16 protein-coding genes and 2 pseudogenes are annotated in these 18,005 nt (G+C 63.6%); 13 read left to right on the top strand and 5 right to left on the bottom strand.

Translation table 11 applies throughout. The features are described 5' to 3' along the window. Positions 1–73 precede the first annotated feature (73 nt). Complete coding sequence (locus LB559_RS08205) at positions 74–1,879, bottom strand: IlvD/Edd family dehydratase (RefSeq protein WP_013528004.1); 1,806 nt, start codon at positions 1,877–1,879, stop codon at positions 74–76. 146 nt (positions 1,880–2,025) lie between these two features. On the opposite strand from LB559_RS08205, the gene LB559_RS08200 reads away from it, so the two are divergent. Further along, positions 2,026–2,478 carry an SRPBCC family protein gene (locus LB559_RS08200; RefSeq protein WP_013528005.1) on the top strand — a complete coding sequence of 151 codons (453 nt, stop codon included), beginning with the start codon at positions 2,026–2,028 and terminating at the stop codon, positions 2,476–2,478. 30 nt (positions 2,479–2,508) lie between these two features. On the opposite strand, the gene LB559_RS08195 is transcribed toward LB559_RS08200, so the two are convergent. Further along, entirely contained in the window at positions 2,509–3,690 is a 1,182-nt protein-coding gene (locus LB559_RS08195; RefSeq protein ID WP_013528006.1) for an Mrp/NBP35 family ATP-binding protein, read from the bottom strand. Positions 3,691–3,959: 269 nt separating this feature from the next. On the opposite strand from LB559_RS08195, the gene LB559_RS08190 reads away from it, so the two are divergent. Continuing rightward, positions 3,960–4,337 (top strand): VOC family protein, encoded by a 378-nt coding sequence (locus tag LB559_RS08190; RefSeq protein ID WP_063169927.1) that lies wholly within the window; start codon positions 3,960–3,962, stop codon positions 4,335–4,337. An 11-nt stretch (positions 4,338–4,348) separates the two neighbouring features. Here the strand turns inward: LB559_RS08190 and LB559_RS08185 are convergent, their stop codons facing one another. Then, on the bottom strand, positions 4,349–5,353 hold the full coding sequence (locus tag LB559_RS08185) for an inorganic phosphate transporter (protein WP_013528008.1): 1,005 nt from the start codon (positions 5,351–5,353) through the stop codon (positions 4,349–4,351). 3 nt (positions 5,354–5,356) lie between these two features. Further along, positions 5,357–5,998 (bottom strand): DUF47 domain-containing protein, encoded by a 642-nt coding sequence (locus LB559_RS08180; protein WP_013528009.1) that lies wholly within the window; start codon positions 5,996–5,998, stop codon positions 5,357–5,359. Between the two features lie 151 nt (positions 5,999–6,149). Here LB559_RS08180 and LB559_RS08175 point away from each other — a divergent pair, with 151 nt between their 5' ends. From LB559_RS08175 to LB559_RS08130, 11 genes and pseudogenes are all read left to right on the top strand, one after another. Beyond that, entirely contained in the window at positions 6,150–7,064 is a 915-nt protein-coding gene (locus LB559_RS08175; RefSeq protein WP_013528010.1) for a LysR family transcriptional regulator, read from the top strand. A gap of 176 nt (positions 7,065–7,240) precedes the next feature. Then, positions 7,241–7,720 (top strand): formate dehydrogenase subunit gamma, encoded by a 480-nt coding sequence (locus LB559_RS08170; RefSeq protein ID WP_023811689.1) that lies wholly within the window; start codon positions 7,241–7,243, stop codon positions 7,718–7,720. Next, positions 7,717–9,273: a formate dehydrogenase beta subunit gene (locus tag LB559_RS08165; RefSeq protein WP_013528012.1), complete on the top strand. Its 1,557-nt coding sequence runs from the start codon at positions 7,717–7,719 to the stop codon at positions 9,271–9,273. The genes LB559_RS08170 and LB559_RS08165 overlap by 4 nt, the downstream gene beginning before the upstream one ends. A gap of 10 nt (positions 9,274–9,283) precedes the next feature. After that, a pseudogene (locus LB559_RS33105) lies at positions 9,284–9,647 on the top strand (2Fe-2S iron-sulfur cluster-binding protein); the annotation flags it as partial. A 59-nt stretch (positions 9,648–9,706) separates the two neighbouring features. After that, positions 9,707–12,196: pseudogene (gene fdhF, locus LB559_RS08160) on the top strand (formate dehydrogenase subunit alpha); the annotation flags it as partial. A gap of 2 nt (positions 12,197–12,198) precedes the next feature. Beyond that, positions 12,199–13,029, top strand: a complete 831-nt coding sequence (fdhD, locus tag LB559_RS08155; RefSeq protein WP_224673745.1) for a formate dehydrogenase accessory sulfurtransferase FdhD — start codon at positions 12,199–12,201, stop codon at positions 13,027–13,029. Then, positions 13,019–13,330: a formate dehydrogenase subunit delta gene (locus LB559_RS08150; protein ID WP_013528015.1), complete on the top strand. Its 312-nt coding sequence runs from the start codon at positions 13,019–13,021 to the stop codon at positions 13,328–13,330. The genes fdhD and LB559_RS08150 overlap by 11 nt, the downstream gene beginning before the upstream one ends. 113 nt (positions 13,331–13,443) lie before the next feature. Beyond that, on the top strand, positions 13,444–14,997 hold the full coding sequence (locus LB559_RS08145) for an alpha/beta fold hydrolase (protein WP_024503373.1): 1,554 nt from the start codon (positions 13,444–13,446) through the stop codon (positions 14,995–14,997). 110 nt (positions 14,998–15,107) lie between these two features. Further along, positions 15,108–15,587 carry a carboxymuconolactone decarboxylase family protein gene (locus LB559_RS08140; protein ID WP_013528017.1) on the top strand — a complete coding sequence of 160 codons (480 nt, stop codon included), beginning with the start codon at positions 15,108–15,110 and terminating at the stop codon, positions 15,585–15,587. An 81-nt stretch (positions 15,588–15,668) separates the two neighbouring features. Beyond that, on the top strand, positions 15,669–16,031 hold the full coding sequence (locus tag LB559_RS08135; protein ID WP_024503372.1) for a nuclear transport factor 2 family protein: 363 nt from the start codon (positions 15,669–15,671) through the stop codon (positions 16,029–16,031). Between the two features lie 54 nt (positions 16,032–16,085). After that, positions 16,086–16,400 (top strand): hypothetical protein, encoded by a 315-nt coding sequence (locus LB559_RS08130; protein WP_013528019.1) that lies wholly within the window; start codon positions 16,086–16,088, stop codon positions 16,398–16,400. A gap of 174 nt (positions 16,401–16,574) precedes the next feature. On the opposite strand, the gene LB559_RS08125 is transcribed toward LB559_RS08130, so the two are convergent. Then, complete coding sequence (locus tag LB559_RS08125; RefSeq protein ID WP_013528020.1) at positions 16,575–18,002, bottom strand: gamma-aminobutyraldehyde dehydrogenase; 1,428 nt, start codon at positions 18,000–18,002, stop codon at positions 16,575–16,577. Positions 18,003–18,005: the final 3 nt, after the last annotated feature.

Genomic DNA, 18,005 nt, shown 5'->3' with positions numbered 1-18,005 from the left:
CCGCGATGCAACACGCTGACCGGAAAACCGACGGCGGCCTGATTTGATCAAGCCGCCATCCGTCGATCCAGAATCAATGATTGTCCCTGGGGACACCGCTGGTGTGCGCGACATCCTGGTATTTCACCGCCGGCTTCAGCACCATTCCCTCCGAAAACTGCGCGACCATACCGCGCTGGATCTCCTGCCAGGGCGTCTGGTGCTCGGGATAGTGGAAGCCGCCATTGTTCTGCAGTTCGGCGCGGCGCCGGGTGATCTCGTCGTCGGTGACGAGGATGTCGGCCGTGCCCTTGCGCAAGTCGATGCGGACCCGGTCGCCCGTCTTGAGCAGCGCCAGTCCGCCGCCGATCGCCGCTTCCGGCGAGGCGTTGAGGATCGACGGCGAACCCGACGTGCCCGACTGGCGGCCGTCCCCGATGCAGGCGAGCGCGTGGATGCCCTTCTTGATGAGATAGGCCGGCGGCTGCATGTTGACGACCTCGGCACCGCCGGGATAGCCGACCGGGCCGGCGCCGCGCATGAACAGGATGGTGTGTTCGTCGATGCCTTGCGCCGGGTCGTCGATGCGGGCGTGGTAATCCTCCGGCCCGTCGAAAACCATGGCGTTGCCTTCGAAAGCCTCGGGATCCCTAGGATTGGACAGATAGCGCTCGCGAAACTCGGGCGAGATGCCGCTGGTCTTCATGATCGCCGAATCGAACAGATTGCCCCGAAGATTGATGAAGCCGGCATTGGCCTTCAGCGGCTTGGCGACAGAGCGGATGACGTCGGGGTTTTCGTTGGCGACGCCCTCGCTATTCTCGCCGATCGACTTGCCGTTGACGGTGCGTGCGCCGGGATGCGGCAACAGGTCGCCCTTCATCAGTTCGGCAATGACCGCCGGCACGCCGCCGGCATGATGGTAGTCCTCGCCAAGATATTCGCCCGTCGGCTGCAAATTGACCAGCAGCGGCACATTGAGGCCGACCGTCTGCCAGTCGTCATTGTCGAGCTTGACCCCAAGGTGGCGGGCGATGGCGTTGAGATGGATCGGCGCGTTGGTCGAGCCGCCAATGGCCGAATTGACGACGATGGCGTTCTCGAAAGCCTCTCTCGTCATGATGTCGGACGGCTTCAGATCCTCATGCACCATCTCGACGATGCGTTTTCCGGTCTCATAGGAAATCTGGCCACGCTCGCGGTAGGGCGCGGGAATGGCGGCCGAGCCCGGCAACTGCATGCCAAGCGCCTCGGCCAGCGAGTTCATCGTGGTGGCGGTGCCCATGGTGTTGCAATAGCCGGTGGACGGCGCCGACGAGGCGACGATGTCCATGAACTCGTCATAATCGATCTCGCCGGCCGACAGGCGCTGGCGTGATTCCCAGACGATGGTACCGGAGCCGGTGCGCTTGCCCTTGTGCCAGCCATTGAGCATCGGCCCGACCGACAGCGCGATCGCCGGAATGTTGACGGTGGCCGCTGCCATCAGCAGCGCCGGCGTCGTCTTGTCGCAACCGATGGTCAGCACGACGCCATCGAGCGGGTAGCCGTAAAGCACCTCGACCAGGCTGAGATAGGCAAGGTTGCGGTCGAGCGCTGCGGTCGGGCGCTTGCCGGTCTCCTGGATCGGATGGCAGGGGAACTCGAACGGAATACCGCCCATCGAGACGATGCCTTCGCGCACACGCTTGGCCAGTTCGATATGATGACGGTTGCAGGGCGACAGATCCGAGCCGGTCTGGGCGATGCCGATCAGCGGCTTGCCGGACATCAGTTCGGCGCGCGTCAGGCCGTAATTGAGATAGCGCTCGAGATAGAGAGCCGTCATGCCCGGATTGTCGGGATTGTCGAACCACTCCTGCGAGCGAAATTTTTTCTTATGGGTGGGGGCGCCTGCCATCATGGTCTCCGTATTTGTAAGACAAATCGATATGGCAACGCGCGGGAGCAGGCAAGAGGGCGTGCGGTCGCAACCGGACTTTGGTGCGATAGACACGCACCAAGCCGTGCGTTACGGGTTCGGACAGTCTTGTCCGGGAGGTTTTCATGGCTTTGGTGATCGAAGGCGAGGAGCGCATTGCCGCACCGCTGCAAAAAGTGTGGGAAGCGCTGAACGATCCCGAGGTCTTGAAGGCGACCATTCCCGGTTGCCAGAGCCTGGAGATGAAGTCGCCGACCGAGATGGCGGCAACCGTGGTGGTGAAGATCGGACCGATCAAGGCGACGTTCAACGGCGAAGTGACGCTGAAGAACCTGAAGCCGCCGCACTCCTACACCATCCAGGGCGAAGGCAAGGGCGGCATTGCAGGCTTCGCCAAGGGTGGCGCCGACGTGACGCTGACGGCAGATGGACCCGACGCCACGATATTGAACTACGCGGCCAAGGCCGATGTCGGCGGCAAGATCGCCCAACTCGGCAGCCGGCTGATCGAATCGACCTCGAAGAAACTGGCCGGACAGTTTTTTTCCAGTTTCGGCGAGAAGGTCGGCGCGGCCTAGGCTGCAGAGCGGCGGCGGCTACCGAACAAGCTACTCGAAAACAATACTCGGCACCGCCGCTGCCGCAGCACCACGCTCTTCGTTAACCCGGTCCCAGACCTTCGAGGCGATGTCGCGGTAGATTTTCGCCTCGGCGCCGTCGGGCTTGGAGACGACAACCGGCGTGCCGGCATCCGAGCTTTCGCGAATGCCCATCTCGAGCGGCACCTCGCCGAGGAAGGTGACGCCAAGGCGCTCGGCCTCGCGCCGCGCCCCGCCATGACCGAAGATGTCGTAGCGCTTGCCGGTGTCCGGGGCGATGAAATAGCTCATGTTCTCGACGATGCCGAGCAGCGGCACGTCGACCTTCTTGAACATGTTGAGGCCTTTTCGCGCGTCGATCAGGGCCAGGTCCTGCGGCGTCGAGACGATGACGGCGCCAGCCAGCGGCACCTGCTGGGCCATGGTCAGCTGCGCGTCGCCGGTGCCGGGCGGCATGTCGACGACGAGCACGTCGAGACGGCCCCATTCGACTTCACGCAGCATCTGCGTCAGTGCCGACATCACCATCGGGCCACGCCAGATCATCGGCGTTTCCTCGTCGACGAGGAAACCCATCGACATCACCTTCAGGCCGTAATTCTCCATCGGTTTCAGGATCTTGCCGTCGACGGTCTGCGGCCGGCCGTGGATGTTGAGCAGCCTTGGCATGGACGGGCCGTAGATGTCGGCATCGAGCACGCCGACGCGCAGGCCGTTGGCGGCGAGGCCGAGCGCGATGTTGACGGCGGTGGTCGACTTGCCGACGCCGCCCTTGCCGGAAGCAACGGCAATGATCGCCTCGATACCGGGTACGCCACGCTTGCCCGAGCTGTGCGAGGCCGGCGCGTGCGGAGCCGCACGCGGCGCGGCGGCAGCGGGCGCAGCCGGCGGAACGGGCCTGGGTGCGGGGCGCGATGGAACCGGCGCCTCCATGCCGCCGCCCTTCTTCTCGGCCGTCAGCGCGACGACGGCGCCGGCGACACCGGGGATCGCCTTGACGACACGCTCGGCAGCGGCGCGCAGCGGCTCCATTTCCTGGGCGCGGGCGGCGGGAACGGTAATCGAGAAGAAGACCTTCCCGTCGGCGATGAAAATTTCCGAAACCATGCCGAGGTCGACGATGTTGCCGGTGAAATCCGGTCCGTTGACCGTCTTCAGACGCTCGGTGACGATTTCCTTGGTGACGGACATGGCAGTTTTTCCTTACGCAGCTTGCGCCTGAGATGCAGCTTGCACCTGAGATAATGCAGTTTCCGGACAGAACCAAGCCGTGGAGCAATGGCTGTCATGGCGTGCCTGAAAAACCGGCGGGTCCTGCCGGATTTCATCCGCGCCAAACGTCCTCCAGATAAGCGAGCGCCGATGCGGCCAGCAATCAATCCAGCCGACAGTCGCCAAACGATCGCGGCGACCTATTTCAACGACCAGCACGGGACCGACAAGCCGAGAAGGAGGCGATTATGCTCGCAAACAGCAACGCAACGGCAAATCTGGCGGTAAGCGATCTGGCAAAGGCCAAGGCTTTCTACGAAGGAACGCTTGGCCTGAAACAGGTGCAGGATGAGGGGGGCGAACTGATCGTGTACAAAAGCGGCGATACCACCCTCAACGTCTATCATTCCCAATTTGCCGGAACCAACAAGGCGACAGCGGTGACCTGGATGGTTGGCGACGAGATCGGCAACATCGTCAAGGAGCTGAAGTCGAAGGGCGTCGCCTTCGAGCACTATCAGATGCCGGGCTTGACGCTGGAGGGCGATCTCCACGTCGGTTACGGAATGAAGGTTGCCTGGTTCAAGGATCCAGACGGCAACATCCTGAACCTTGTGGACAGGTAGATTTCTTCACCTCACCTCGCCAGGCCAACCGCGAGGTAGGTGAGCGCCGAAATCAAAGCGGTGGCCGGCAAGGTAACGATCCAGGCGATGACGATGTTGCCGGCAATGCCCCAGCGCACGGCCGAGACGCGGCGGGCGGCGCCGACGCCGATGATGGCGCCGGTGATGGTGTGGGTGGTCGATACGGGAACGCCGAGCCAGGTCGCCGCAAACAGCGTGATCGCCCCACCGGTTTCGGCGCAAAAACCCTGCATCGGGTTCAGCCGGGTTATCTTCGAGCCCATGGTGTGGACGATGCGCCAGCCGCCGAACAGGGTGCCGAGCGCCAGTGCCGACTGGCAAGTGAGGACCACCCACAGCGGCACGTAGAAAGTCGCGCCGAGCATGCCTTGCGAATAGAGCAGCACGGCGATGATGCCCATGGTCTTCTGGGCGTCATTGCCGCCGTGCCCGAGGGAATAGAGCGAGGCGGAAAAGAACTGCATGACGCGGAAGGTGCTGTCGACCGCAAACGGCGTCTGGCGCACGAAGAGCCACGAGACGACGAGAACCAGGACGAGCGCCAGGATAAAGCCCGTCGCCGGCGACAAGACGATTGCCGCGACCGTCTTGCCAAGCCCGGTCCAAACGATGGCGCCCACGCCTGCCTTCGCAACACCGGCGCCGACCAGGCCGCCGATCAGCGCATGCGAGCTGCTCGAAGGGATGCCGGCGATCCAGGTGACGATGTTCCAGACGATGGCGCCGACCAAGGCTGCAAAGATCACCGCCGGGGTGACGATGCTGACGTCGACGATGCCTTTGCCTACGGTCTCGGCAACGTGGAGGCCGAAGAACATGAAGGCGATGAAATTGAAGAATGCCGCCCACAGCACCGCATATTGCGGCCGCAGCACGCGGGTGGAAACGATGGTGGCGATGGAATTGGCGGCGTCGTGCAGGCCGTTGAGAAAGTCGAAGAACAGTGCGACGGCGACGAGGCCGGCCAGCACGGGAAAGGCAATGGTTGCTTCCATCACCTAGACATTCTCAATGACGATGCCGCTGATCTCGTTGGCGACGTCCTCGAAGCGGTCGACCACCTTTTCCAGTTGGCCATAAATCTCGCTGCCGATCATATAGGCCATCGGATCGCTGCTGCCGTGCTTCCTGAAGAGATCCTTCAGCCCTTGCTCGTGCAGGTCGTCGGCCCGGCTTTCGACGCGCATCACCTCTTCGGCGATGGCGTTGAGGCGCACAGTATGCGTTGCGACCTTGTTGAGCAGCGGGATCGCCTCGGCCACCAGCTTGGCGGCGGCGACGATGACGCCACCCATTTCCTGCATCAGCGGATCGAACTCCTTGCGCTCGAACAGCTTCACCGTCTTGACCGTCTTGTGCATCATATCGATGGCGTCATCCATCGACTGGATCAGGTCCTTGATGTCGCCGCGATCGAAAGGCGTGATGAAGGAGCGCCGTACCGCCAGCAGGACTTCCGCGGTGATGTGGTCGGCCTCATCTTCGAGATCGATGATTTTCTGGCACCAGAGATCGATATCCCTGCCCTGGAGAAGCTGCTCCAGCGCCTCGGCGCCGCCGACCACGGTGCGGGAATGTCGTTCGAACAGGTCGAAGAAGCGATCTTCGCGCGGCAAAAGCTTGCGGAACCAGCCCAGCATGGTCGATCTCCCAGTTTCATCCACATAGCGCCGCATTCAGCCGCGGGAAACAGGTAGCCGGCTTAAAGGTGTGGATGCAGGGCAATTGTGCGTGGCGCTTGCGGTAGAGCACAATTTCCCCGACCTTGCAGCGAACGACCGGAAAGATCACATGATCGACAAGCTGGAATTCTTCATCGCGCTCGCCAGGGAGGAGCATTTCGGCCGGGCGGCGGAGGTGTGCGGCGTCACGCAGCCGACGCTGTCGGCCGGCATCAAGCAGTTGGAAGGCCAGCTTGGCGTCATGCTGGTTCTGCGCGGCTCACGCTTCCAGGGGCTGACGCCGGAGGGAAAACAGGTGCTGGTGTGGGCACGCCGCATCGTCGGCGACACCAGGACCATGCGCGAGGAAATGCGCGCGGCGCGCCACGGACTTTCGGGCCGTATCCGCATCGCCGCCATCCCGACGGCGCTCGCCATGCTGCCGCGGCTGACGACGCCATTTCGCGAAAAGCATCCCGGCGTCACCTTTTCGGTGCTGTCGCGGACTTCGATCGAGGTGCTGTCGCTGCTCGGCAATTTCGACATTGATGCCGGCATCACCTATCTCGACAACGAGCCGCTGGGGCGGGTGACCAGCGTGCCGCTCTATGACGAGCGCTACCAACTGATCACCGCGATGGGAAATCCCTATTCCGACCGCGACAAAGTGACATGGGCGGAGCTCTCAAGCCTGCCGCTGTGCCTGTTGACGCCGGACATGCAGAACCGCCGCATCATCGACCAGCATCTGGCCGAAGCCGGCGTGCAGGTGCGACCGACGCTGGAATCCAATTCGATGATCGTGCTGTTTTCGCACATCCGCACCGGCAAATGGTCGTCGATCATGCCGCTCAACCTTGCGGAAACATTCGGCTTTTCCGAACCGATCCGGGCCATTCCAATCATCGAACCAGACGCCAGCCACACGGTCGGCCTGGTGGCGACACCGCGCGAACCGCACACACCTTTGGTCTCGGCGCTGCTGGACGAGGCAATGGCGCTGGCGGACGATTTCCATGCCAACCGTTCCGCTAGACAGGGTTAGTCACACGGAACGATAGAAGATTTCTATCGTACAACGAAACCGCTTTATTGATTTCAGAGGTTTTCTCTGGTTTCTTAAGCACTTAGCGATAAAGCGGCACGCGCATGTCGTTGTTCCAAAACAGCTTGATGCTTTTGGCCGATATGCGTGGGTCGCTACGATAGGGAGGGCGCTGCATGACAATGCAGCCTGCAAGTACCGAGATTACGTCGCGCACGGCCGCGATCATCCAGGAGATGAAGGGGCTCGAAGGCCCTTTGCTGCCGATCCTCCACGGCATCCAGGAAGAGTTCGGCCATGTGCCCAAGGATGCGCTGCCGGTCATCGCCGAGGCGCTGAACATTTCCAGGGCCGAGGTGCACGGCGTCGTCAGCTTCTATCACGATTACCGAAGCCATCCGGCAGGCCGGCATGTGCTGAAGCTCTGCCAGGCGGAATCCTGCCAGTCCATGGGGTCGGACGCCATCGCCGCCAAGTTGAAGCAACTGCTGGGCATCGGCTTTCATGAAACGACCCGCGACGGTTCGGTGACGCTGGAGCCGGTCTACTGTCTCGGCCTGTGCGCCTGTTCGCCCGCCGCCATGCTCGATGGCGAGGTGATCGGACGGCTCGATGACGAGAAGCTCGACGAGATCGTTGCAGAGGTGCGCTCATGATCCCGCGTATCTACATTCCCGGCGATTCCGGTGCGCTGGCGCTTGGCGCCGAAAAGGTCGCCAAGGCGATCGCCGGCGAACTCGCCGAGCGCGGCATCGAGGCCAAGATCGTGCGCAACGGTTCGCGCGGCGCCTATTTCCTCGAACCGATGGTCGAAGTCGCTACAGCCAACGGCCGCATCGCCTACGGGCCGGTCAAACCGTCCGACGTCAAAAGCCTGTTCGACAGCGGCTTCCTTACCGGCGGCCATCATAAACGCTGGCTGGGCGCGCCGGACAAGATCCCCTTCCTGGCCAAGCAGACGCGGCTGACTTTCGCGCGCTGCGGCGTCACGGATCCGCTGTCGCTCGAATCCTACAAAAAACATGGCGGGTTGAATGGACTGATGAACGCGCTGGCGCTGACGCCTGCCGCCATCGTCGCAGAGGTGACCGAATCGGGCCTGCGCGGACGCGGCGGCGCCGGCTTCCCGACCGGCATCAAATGGAAGACGGTGCTCGATACAGCAGGCGACCGCAAATACATCGTCTGCAACGCCGATGAAGGCGACTCCGGCACTTTCGCCGACCGCATGATCATGGAGGGCGATCCCTTCGTGCTGATCGAAGGCATGACGATCGCCGGTATAGCCACGGGCGCGACCAAGGGCTTCGTCTATGTCCGCTCGGAATATCCGCATGCGGTGGCGGCGATGAACAAGGCCGTCGAGATCGCCCGCAAGGCCGGCGTTCTTGGCGCCAGCGTGCTGGGTTCCCCTCACGCGTTCGACATGGAGATCCGGGTCGGCGCCGGCGCCTATGTCTGCGGCGAGGAGACGGCGCTGCTCGATTCGCTCGAGGGCAAGCGCGGCATGGTGCGGGCAAAGCCGCCTCTGCCTGCGCACAAGGGGCTGTTCGGCAAGCCGACGGTGATCAACAACGTCATCAGCCTAGCCTCTGTGCCTGTCATCATGGACAAGGGTGCGGCCTTCTACAAGGATTTCGGCATGGGCCGCTCGCGCGGCACGATCCCGGTCCAGATCGCCGGCAATGTCAAATTTGCAGGGCTGTTCGAAGCCGCTTTCGGTATGACGCTTGGCGAGATCGTCGACGAGATCGGCGGCGGCACGGCCACCGGCCGGCCGGTCAAGGCAGTGCAGGTCGGCGGACCGCTCGGCGCCTATTTCCCGCGCGCGCTGTTCGACACGCCATTCGACTATGAAGCCTTCGCGGCCAAGGACGGGCTGATCGGCCATGCCGGTATCGTGGTGTTCGACGACACAGCCGACATGCTGAAACAGGCGCGCTTCGCCATGGAGTTCTGCGCCATCGAAAGCTGCGGCAAGTGCACGCCCTGCCGCATCGGCTCGACGCGCGGTGTCGAGACCATCGACAAACTCGCCGCGGGCATCGAGCCGGAGAAGAACCTCGCTCTGGTCACCGACCTCTGCAACACGATGAAATTCGGCTCGCTCTGCGCGCTGGGCGGCTTCACGCCCTACCCTGTCATGAGCTCGATCACCCATTTCCCCGACGACTTCAAGCCCGCGCCCGTGCGCGTGGCTGCCGAATAGGAGCTGGCAGATGAACATCAAGGCCGACTTCCCCTCCCTCGTCGAAGAGATCGACTACGGAACCCCGCAATCGAAGGCGCAGAAGCAGGTCACGCTGAACGTCGACGGGCGCAGCATCACCGTGCCGGAAGGCACCTCGATCATGCGTGCCGCGATGGAGGGCGGGGTCGAGATCCCGAAGCTCTGCGCCACCGACATGCTGGACTCCTTCGGTTCGTGCCGTGTCTGCCTTGTGGAGATCGAAGGACGCGGCGGCACGCCGGCATCCTGCACGACGCCTGTCGGCGAAGGCATGATCGTGCGCACGCAGACCGAGCGGCTCGATGCCATTCGCCGTGGCGTCATGGAGCTCTACGTCTCCGACCATCCGACCGGCTGGAACGAACAGGCCGGAACCGGCGCCAGCGAGTTCGACGCGGTGGCGAAGTCGATCGGCCTGACCGAGAACCGCTACGGCATCGAGGGCCGCAACCACGTCAAGCCGGAAGGTGGCGTGGCGCCCGGCCATGGCTCGCTGGCAGTCGATTACATCGCCCGCGACGAATCCAACCCCTATTTCACCTATGATGCCTCGCAATGCATCGTCTGCTCGCGCTGCGTGCGGGCGTGCGAAGAAGTGCAGGGCACGTTTGCGCTGACCATCGAGGGACGCGGCTTCGAATCCCGGGTTTCGGCGGGAATGCACGAGGCGTTCATCGATTCGGAATGCGTGTCCTGCGGCGCCTGCGTCCAGGCCTGCCCGACCGATGCGCTGCGTGAGAAGACGGTGCTTGCCAAGGGCCTGCCGGAGCGCTCGGCCGTCACCACCTGCGCCTATTGCGGCGTCGGCTGCTCGTTCAAGGCCGAGGTGAAGGGTGACGAAGTCGTTCGCATGATGCCCTACAAGGAGGGCAAGGCGAACCACGGCCATTCCTGCGTGAAGGGCCGTTTCGCCTATGGCTACGCCACCCACAAGGACCGCATCCTGTCGCCGATGATCCGCGAAAAGGTCACCGATCCGTGGCGCGAAGTAAGCTGGGAAGAGGCGATCGCCCATACCGCCAAGGAATTCCGCCGCATCCAGTACCAGTACGGACGCACCGCGATCGGCGGCATCACCTCGTCGCGCTGCACCAATGAGGAAACCTACCTCGTCCAGAAGATGGTGCGGCAGGGTTTCCGCAACAACAATGTCGACACCTGCGCACGCGTCTGCCATTCGCCGACGGGCTACGGGCTCGGCCAGACATATGGCACGTCTGCCGGCACGCAGGATTTCGATTCCGTCGACTTCACCGACGTCGCCGTCATCATCGGCGCCAATCCGGCTTCCGCTCACCCGGTGTTCGCCTCGCGGCTCAAGAAGCGGCTGCGTCAGGGCGCCAAGCTGATCGTGCTCGATCCGCGCCGCACCGAGATGGTCAAGTCGGCCCATATCGAAGCGGATTACCACCTGCCGCTGAAGCCCGGCACCAATGTGGCCGTGCTGACGGCGCTGGCGCATGTGATCGTCACCGAGGGCTTGTTCGACGAAGCCTTCATCCGCGAACGTTGCGACTGGACGGAGTTCCAGGATTGGGCATCGTTCGTCGCCTTGCCGGAAAACAGCCCCGAAACCGTCGGCAAATTGTCCGGCGTCGATCCCGAGCTGATCCGCGGGGCGGCCCGCCTCTACGCCACCGGCGGCAACGGTGCCATCTATTACGGCCTGGGCGTGACGGAACACAGCCAGGGTTCGACCACTGTGATGGCAATCGCCAATCTCGCCATGGCCACCGGCAATATCGGCCGGCCCGGCGTCGGCGTGAACCCGCTGCGCGGCCAGAACAACGTGCAGGGCTCCTGCGACATGGGTTCCTTCCCGCACGAACTGCCGGGCTATCGCCACATCTCCGGCGAAGCCGTGCGCGATATCTACGAGACCTTGTGGGGCGTGAAGCTGGACGACGAACCCGGCCTGCGCATCCCCAACATGCTGGACGCCGCCGTCGACGGCAGCTTCAAGGGCATCTACATCCAGGGCGAAGACATTCTGCAGTCCGATCCCGACACCAAGCATGTCGCAGCCGGCCTTGCCGCGATGGAATGCGTCGTCGTGCACGACCTCTTCCTCAACGAGACGGCGAACTACGCGCATGTCTTCCTGCCGGGCTCGACCTTCCTGGAGAAGGACGGCACCTTCACCAACGCCGAGCGCCGCATCAACATGGTGCGCAAGGTTCTTGAGCCGAAGGCGCGCTACGCCGATTGGGAGGCGACGCAGGAGCTTGCCCGCGCGATCGGGCTGGACTGGAACTATAAGCATCCCTCCGAAATCATGGACGAGATCGCGATGACCACGCCGAGCTTCGCCGGCGTCTCCTTCGAGCTGCTCGACCGTGTCGGGTCCGTGCAATGGCCCTGCAACGAGAAGGCGCCGCTCGGCACCCCGATCATGCATATCGACGGGTTCGTGCGCGGCAAGGGCAAGTTCATCCGTACCGAATATGTGGCGACGGACGAAAGGACGGGGCCGCGCTTCCCGCTGCTGCTCACCACCGGCCGCATCCTGTCGCAGTACAATGTCGGCGCGCAGACCAGGCGCACCGATAACAGCATGTGGCATTCGGAGGACCGGCTGGAGATTCATCCGCACGATGCCGAGAACCGCGGCTTGCGCGACGGCGACTGGGTCCGGCTGACCAGCCGCTCGGGCGAGACGACGCTGCGCGCGCTGATCACCGACCGGGTGTCGCCCGGCGTGGTCTACACGACGTTCCACCATCCGGACACGCAGGCCAACGTGATCACCACCGACTTCTCCGACTGGGCGACCAACTGCCCGGAATACAAGGTGACGGCGGTGCAGGTCGGCGCCTCCAATGGGCCGTCGGAATGGCAGCGCGACTATGACGAGCAAGCCAAGCAGAGCCGGCGCATCGCGTCTTTGCAGGCGGCGGAGTAGCCTTGAGCGCGCGGCGCAAAGCCACGACGCAGGTATCGCGGCTGGCGCACCGCGCCAGCGGCACTGCTACGGCGAACCGCATGGTGCCGGAAGAGACGCCGGTGGCGTTCTCTTTTGCCGGCACCACGCATGCGGTGATGATGGCAAGCCCGGCCGATTTCGAGGATTTCGCGCTTGGCTTCTCGCTGACCGAGGGCATTGTAGCTGCGCCGGAGGAGATCGAAGCCATCGAGGTCGAGGACCATGGCGCCGGCATCGACATCCAGATCCGGCTGAAGGACCGAGCCAACACGCGCTTCGAAGCGCGGCGGCGAAGGCTCGCGGGTCCGGTCGGCTGCGGGCTCTGCGGCATCGAATCGATCGAGGAAGCGATGCGTTCGGTCGACGCGGTTGGTGTGTCAAAGCTTACGCTTGATGCCAACGATATCGTCCGTTCGGTCAAGCTTTTGTCGAAAGTGCAGCCGCTGCACACTGAGACCGGAGCCGTGCACGCCGCCGGCTTCTATGTGCCTGGTAAGGGCATCGTCATGGCACGCGAAGATGTCGGCCGTCACAACGCGCTCGACAAGCTGGCCGGTGCGCTGGCCAAAGCCGGCATCGATGGTGCATCCGGTGCTGTCGTGGTGACATCCAGGGTTTCGGTCGAAATGGTGCAGAAGACGGCTTCTATCGGTTCGGCCTTCATCATCGCCGTCTCGGCGCCGACCGCCCTTGCCATCCGCACGGCGCAAGAGTCCGGCATGACGCTGGTGGCGCTGGTTCGCGGCGACGATTTTGATATTTTCACCCACCCCGACCGGGTGGTTTGCGGAGTTGCCAAGCATGTCGCATGACGAAGAACACATTATGAGCACCGCCGAGAAGCTGGTGCGCATGGCAAACCAGATCGCCGACTTCTTCCATTCCAAGCCGCGCGAGGAAGGCATTGCCGGCGTCGCCGAGCACATCAACAAGTTCTGGGAGCCGAGGATGCGGCGGCAGTTCTTCGAAATGCTGGACGACGGCACCGGGAACTTCAACGAGTTGGTGGTGGCCGCCTCCGCCAGGATCAAGCGACCGATCACGCCGGCTGCGGCCGACCTCAAACTCGGGCTCAAGCCCTCCCCTGCCGACGTCGCCGCCTCGCAGGAATAGCCGCCAAGCCGCGCCAGCTTACATTCACAATCGCTAAAGTTTAAGCTGCCGCAATCTGCGCTGTTCTGCTATGGTTTGACGACCAGAAATCGTCAGGCCGGGGTGGAAATCTCGTGAGGCCGATCGAGACGCGATACGCCTGTAGCGGCGATGTGCGGATCGCCTATCAGGTGGTCGGGCAGGGATCGTTCGATCTCGTCTTCGTGCCGGGCTTCATTTCCAACCTCGACCTGCACTGGGAAGACGAGGGCTACACCAGGCTCTTGAAGCGGCTTTCGGCGTTCTCTCGGCTGATCCTGTTCGACAAGCGCGGCACCGGCCTGTCCGACCGTGTCGACGCGCATAACCTGCCCAGTCTCGAGACGCGGATAGACGATGTGCGCGCGGTAATGGACGCCGCCGGCAGCGGCCGTGCGGCGCTGCTCGGCTCCTCCGAAGGCGCACCGATGGCGATGCTGTTCGCCGCCACCTATCCGGAGCGGACACGGGCGCTGGCGCTCTATGGCGGCTATGCGCATTTCCACAAATGGGTGATGTCGCCCGAACGCCTCGACGCTTTCATCGAGATGGCGGAGACAGCCTGGGGCACTGGCGCCACGCTGCCCCATTTCGCGCCGAGCCGGGTGGACGACGCGCATTTCGCCCAGTGGTGGGCACGTTTCGAACGATTGTCGGCGAGCCCGACGGCGGCGGCGGCGCTGGCGCGCATGAACGCCGACGTCGACATCCGCCATATCCTGAGCGTGATCAGCGCGCCGACGCTTGTAATCCATCGCCGCAACGATGCGCGGGTCGACCCCGATGCCAGCCGCTTCCTTGCACAGAAGATCCCCGGCGCCCGGCTGGTCGAGATTCCCGGACGCGACCATCCGATCTGGACCGGCGATGTCGATGGGGTGGCCGACCTGATCGAGGAATTCCTGACCGGCGAACGCGCCGTGGGCGAAGTAGACCGCGTGCTGGCCGCACTGCTGGTGACACGCATCTACGATACGGCACGGCTCGGCGACCGGATGTGGAGCGAACGCAGCCAACGCTTCCAGGAAACCTGGCGGCTGCTGGTCGGGCGCCATGGCGGGCGCTCTGTGGGCCTGCATGGCGAGTTGATGATTTCGCGCTTCGACGGCCCGGCACGCGCCATACGCTGCGCGGCAGCGCTGCGCGAGGCGGCGCAGGAAATCGGCGTGGCAAGCGCGCAAGGGGCGCATGTCGGCGAGATCGAAGTGCGCGGTCCACCCGTTGGGACGACGGCGCGGGTGGCAATGCAACTGGCCGCCCATGCCGGCCGCGGCGACATTATCGCGTCGCGTCTGATCGCCGATCTGGCGGCTGGGTCGGGCCTGCATTTCACCGACGCCGGGCGCATCAGTGTCGACGAGCTGGAACAGCCGCTGGCGCTGGTCCATGCGACGTCCGAACAGCATCTGGAACCCGCCTGCCGGCCCAAACCCAAGACCGCCGAGCCGGCCGCATTGACGGCGCGCGAAAGCGAGGTGGTGAGCCTCGTCGCCGACGGCAAGAGCAATGCCGCGATCGCCGCCGAATTGCGGCTGAGCGAACACACGGTCAAGCGCCATGTCGCCAACATACTGCTCAAGCTGGATCTGCCGTCGCGGGCGGCGGCGGCGGCGTTTTCGGCCAGGCACCCTGGCCCGCACGGGCCATGAGAGCCATGGCGCTTTCGGGCGAAGCGGCCATGGGCGGGTAAGCGCTATCAATTCTCTCCACGCAGGCTAGGCGGATGTCGCTGGGAAAGGCGCTGCGAACGGAGGAGGAAATGCTGAAGTCGAACCGGACACTCAAATTGCTTGTGATCGCTGCAAGCGTTGGCGCGTTGTTCGCCATCTCTCCCGCAAAGGCCGAGGACGCGTCCGCGGCGGCCGCCTACAAGGACATCGAGGCAACGCTCGGCTCGGTGCCGGACATGTTCAAGACCCTGCCGGATGTGGCCGTCGCCGGCGCCTGGGCCGAGATTAAGGGCGTGCAGCTCAACCCGAAGACGGCGCTTGACGGCAAGACCAAGGAACTTTTGGGCCTCGCCGTCGCGGCGCAGATCCCATGCCAGTACTGCATCTATTTCCACACCGAGGCGGCCAAGCTCAACGGCGCCAGCGACGAGGAGATCAAGGAGGCGGTGGCGATGTCCGCCATCGTGCGCCATTGGTCGACGATGCTCAACGGCAGCCAGGTCGATCTGACGACCTTCAAGAAGCAGACCGACGACGTATTCGCGGCCGTCAAGGCGAAGTCGCAGTAAGAACCACTGCCCGGCGATGAGCGCCGGACGGCACATCGACCATCAACCGCCCGGTCGGAAGACGGGCCAATGGAGGATGAAATGCTGACCAAGACCCAAACAGTGGACGGCGCCGCGATCAAGAAGGCGATCGAAACCCGTGACGGCAAGATGCTGTCGAGCTTCTATGCCGAAGACGCGCTGGTGCGGGTGATCGACCGCAACAACCCGCCGAGCAAGCCGCGTGAAATCCGCGGGCGCGCCGCGATCACCACATTCTGGGACGACATCTGCAGCCGGGCGATGACCCACAAGGTCGACACCACCATCGCCGACGGCGACAGCCTCGCCTTCACCCAGGCCTGCGCCTATCCGGACGGGACCAAGGTGTTCTGCGCAGCGATGCTGGAGCTGAAGAACGGTCGGATCGCAAGACAGACCGTCGTGCAGGCCTGGGACGAGTAGATCAACAACCGTGGATCAACCGCGGCCTGGGCCGCAAACCTGGAGGAGAAGACGATGTTCAGCGCCAGATGGCAGATCGACGCCAAGTTCGGACACAAGCAGACCGTGCTCGATCTGTTGAAGAAATGGGAACGCGAGATCGGGTCACAGGTCGGCCTCGACGAGCTGGAATTCCAGATCATGACCGGTTCGATCGGCGCGCGGGAGGCGACGGTCGAGTCCCATCACCAGGTCGAAAGCCTGGCCCAGTTGGAGGCGTTCTTCGCCAAGATCGGCAAGATCGACGCGCACGCGAAATGGGGCAAGGAGATCGAGCCCTATGTCGTGTCTGGCACCAGCCTGTGGAATATCTATCGCATCGTGGAGTAGTGGTCTGCGGTCTTACCTCTCCTCTTGTGGGAGAGGTCGGATTGCCCCGATTTGTCCTTCACAAATCGGTTGGCAACCCGGGTGAGGGGTAAGCTGGCGTCAAGCTGGAACACCCCTCATCCGTCTCGGCGCTACGCGCCGATCCACCTTCTCCCACAAGGGGACAAGGCAAAACTAGCCATGCGCAACCATCACATGCCGCACGGCGGTGTAATCCTCCAGTGCGTAGAGCGACATGTCCTTGCCGTAGCCGGACTGCTTCAACCCGCCATGCGGCATCTCGTTGGTCAGCATGAAGTGGGTGTTGATCCAGGTGCAGCCATATTGCAGGCGGGCGGCCGTCGCCATGGCGCGCGAGACATCCTTGGTCCATACGGATGACGCCAGGCCGTAGTCGCTGTCATTGGCCCAGTTCACCGCCTCGTCGACTTCCGAAAAACGAGTAACCGAGACGACCGGGCCGAACACTTCGCGGCGCACGATCTCATCTTCCTGCAGCGCGCCGGCGACGACGGTCGGCTGGTAGTAGAAGCCGGAGCCCTCGCCCGGCTTGCCGCCGGTGGTGATCTCGATGTGTTTCAGTTCCGAGGCGCGCTCGACGAAGCTCGAGACGCGGTCGCGCTGGCGGCGCGAGATCAGCGGGCCGATTTCGTTTTCGGTATCGTCGGGGCGGTCGTACTTGATGGTCGAGACGGCCGAGGAGAGATCGGCGACGAGCTTGTCGTAGATCTTCTTGCCGGCGTAGATGCGGCAGGCGGCGGTGCAGTCCTGGCCGGCATTGTAATAGCCGAAGGCACGCAGGCCGTTGACCACGGCGCCGAGGTCGGCGTCGTCGAAGACGATGACCGGCGCCTTGCCGCCGAGCTCGAGATGCGTGCGCTTGACCGACTTGGCGGCCGCCTGCAGCACCTTCTTGCCGGTGGCGACATCGCCGGTGATCGAGATCATGTTGACCTTGGGATGATTGATCAGCGTGTTGCCGACGCTGTCGCCGCGGCCGAGCACGACATTGACGACGCCTTCGGGCAGGATGTCCGCAAGGATTTTTGCCAGCTTCAGCGCCGTCAGCGGTGTCTGCTCGGACGGTTTGAAGACGACGGTGTTGCCGCCGGCGATCGCCGGCGCCAGCTTCCAGGCCATCATCATCAGCGGATAGTTCCACGGCGCGATGGAAGCGACGATGCCAATGGCATCGCGACGGACCATCGAGGTGTGGCCGGGAATGTATTCGCCAGCGACGACGCCCGGCATCGAACGGACGGCGCCGGCGAAGAAGCGGTAGCAATCGACGATCGCCGGGATTTCGTCATTGAGCACGGCGTTGATCGGCTTGCCGCAGTTGAGCGCCTCGAGCGTGGCGAACTCCTTCGCGTCGGCTTCGATGCGGTCGGCGATCTTCAGCAAATAGCCGGAGCGCTGCGCCGGCGTGGTGCGCGACCACAAGACGAACGCCTGTTCGGCAGCAGTGACCGCCGCCTCGATCTGCGCCTGGCTGGCCTCGGGCAGGTTGAGGATGGTCGCCCCGGTCTTTGGATTGAGGATCGGCTCCTCGGTCTCGGTGCCCTTCTCGAATTTCGAGCCGATCAGCATCTGGGTGTCCATAAG

This window comes from Mesorhizobium sp. BR1-1-3 (genome assembly GCF_020165455.1).
Lineage (GTDB): Bacteria > Pseudomonadota > Alphaproteobacteria > Rhizobiales > Rhizobiaceae > Mesorhizobium > Mesorhizobium ciceri.
Note: the sequence above shows the minus strand (reverse complement) of the source record. Positions and strands in the feature narration are given on the sequence as shown.

Coding starts and splice junctions, on each gene's coding strand:
- LB559_RS08205 (WP_013528004.1), bottom strand. CDS start 1,879: ATGGCAGGCGCCCCCACCCATAAGAAAAAATTTCGCTCGCAGGAGTGG.
- LB559_RS08200 (WP_013528005.1), top strand. CDS start 2,026: ATGGCTTTGGTGATCGAAGGCGAGGAGCGCATTGCCGCACCGCTGCAA.
- LB559_RS08195 (WP_013528006.1), bottom strand. CDS start 3,690: ATGTCCGTCACCAAGGAAATCGTCACCGAGCGTCTGAAGACGGTCAAC.
- LB559_RS08190 (WP_063169927.1), top strand. CDS start 3,960: ATGCTCGCAAACAGCAACGCAACGGCAAATCTGGCGGTAAGCGATCTG.
- LB559_RS08185 (WP_013528008.1), bottom strand. CDS start 5,353: ATGGAAGCAACCATTGCCTTTCCCGTGCTGGCCGGCCTCGTCGCCGTC.
- LB559_RS08180 (WP_013528009.1), bottom strand. CDS start 5,998: ATGCTGGGCTGGTTCCGCAAGCTTTTGCCGCGCGAAGATCGCTTCTTC.
- LB559_RS08175 (WP_013528010.1), top strand. CDS start 6,150: ATGATCGACAAGCTGGAATTCTTCATCGCGCTCGCCAGGGAGGAGCAT.
- LB559_RS08170 (WP_023811689.1), top strand. CDS start 7,241: ATGACAATGCAGCCTGCAAGTACCGAGATTACGTCGCGCACGGCCGCG.
- LB559_RS08165 (WP_013528012.1), top strand. CDS start 7,717: ATGATCCCGCGTATCTACATTCCCGGCGATTCCGGTGCGCTGGCGCTT.
- LB559_RS08150 (WP_013528015.1), top strand. CDS start 13,019: ATGTCGCATGACGAAGAACACATTATGAGCACCGCCGAGAAGCTGGTG.
- LB559_RS08140 (WP_013528017.1), top strand. CDS start 15,108: ATGCTGAAGTCGAACCGGACACTCAAATTGCTTGTGATCGCTGCAAGC.
- LB559_RS08135 (WP_024503372.1), top strand. CDS start 15,669: ATGCTGACCAAGACCCAAACAGTGGACGGCGCCGCGATCAAGAAGGCG.
- LB559_RS08130 (WP_013528019.1), top strand. CDS start 16,086: ATGTTCAGCGCCAGATGGCAGATCGACGCCAAGTTCGGACACAAGCAG.
- LB559_RS08125 (WP_013528020.1), bottom strand. CDS start 18,002: ATGGACACCCAGATGCTGATCGGCTCGAAATTCGAGAAGGGCACCGAG.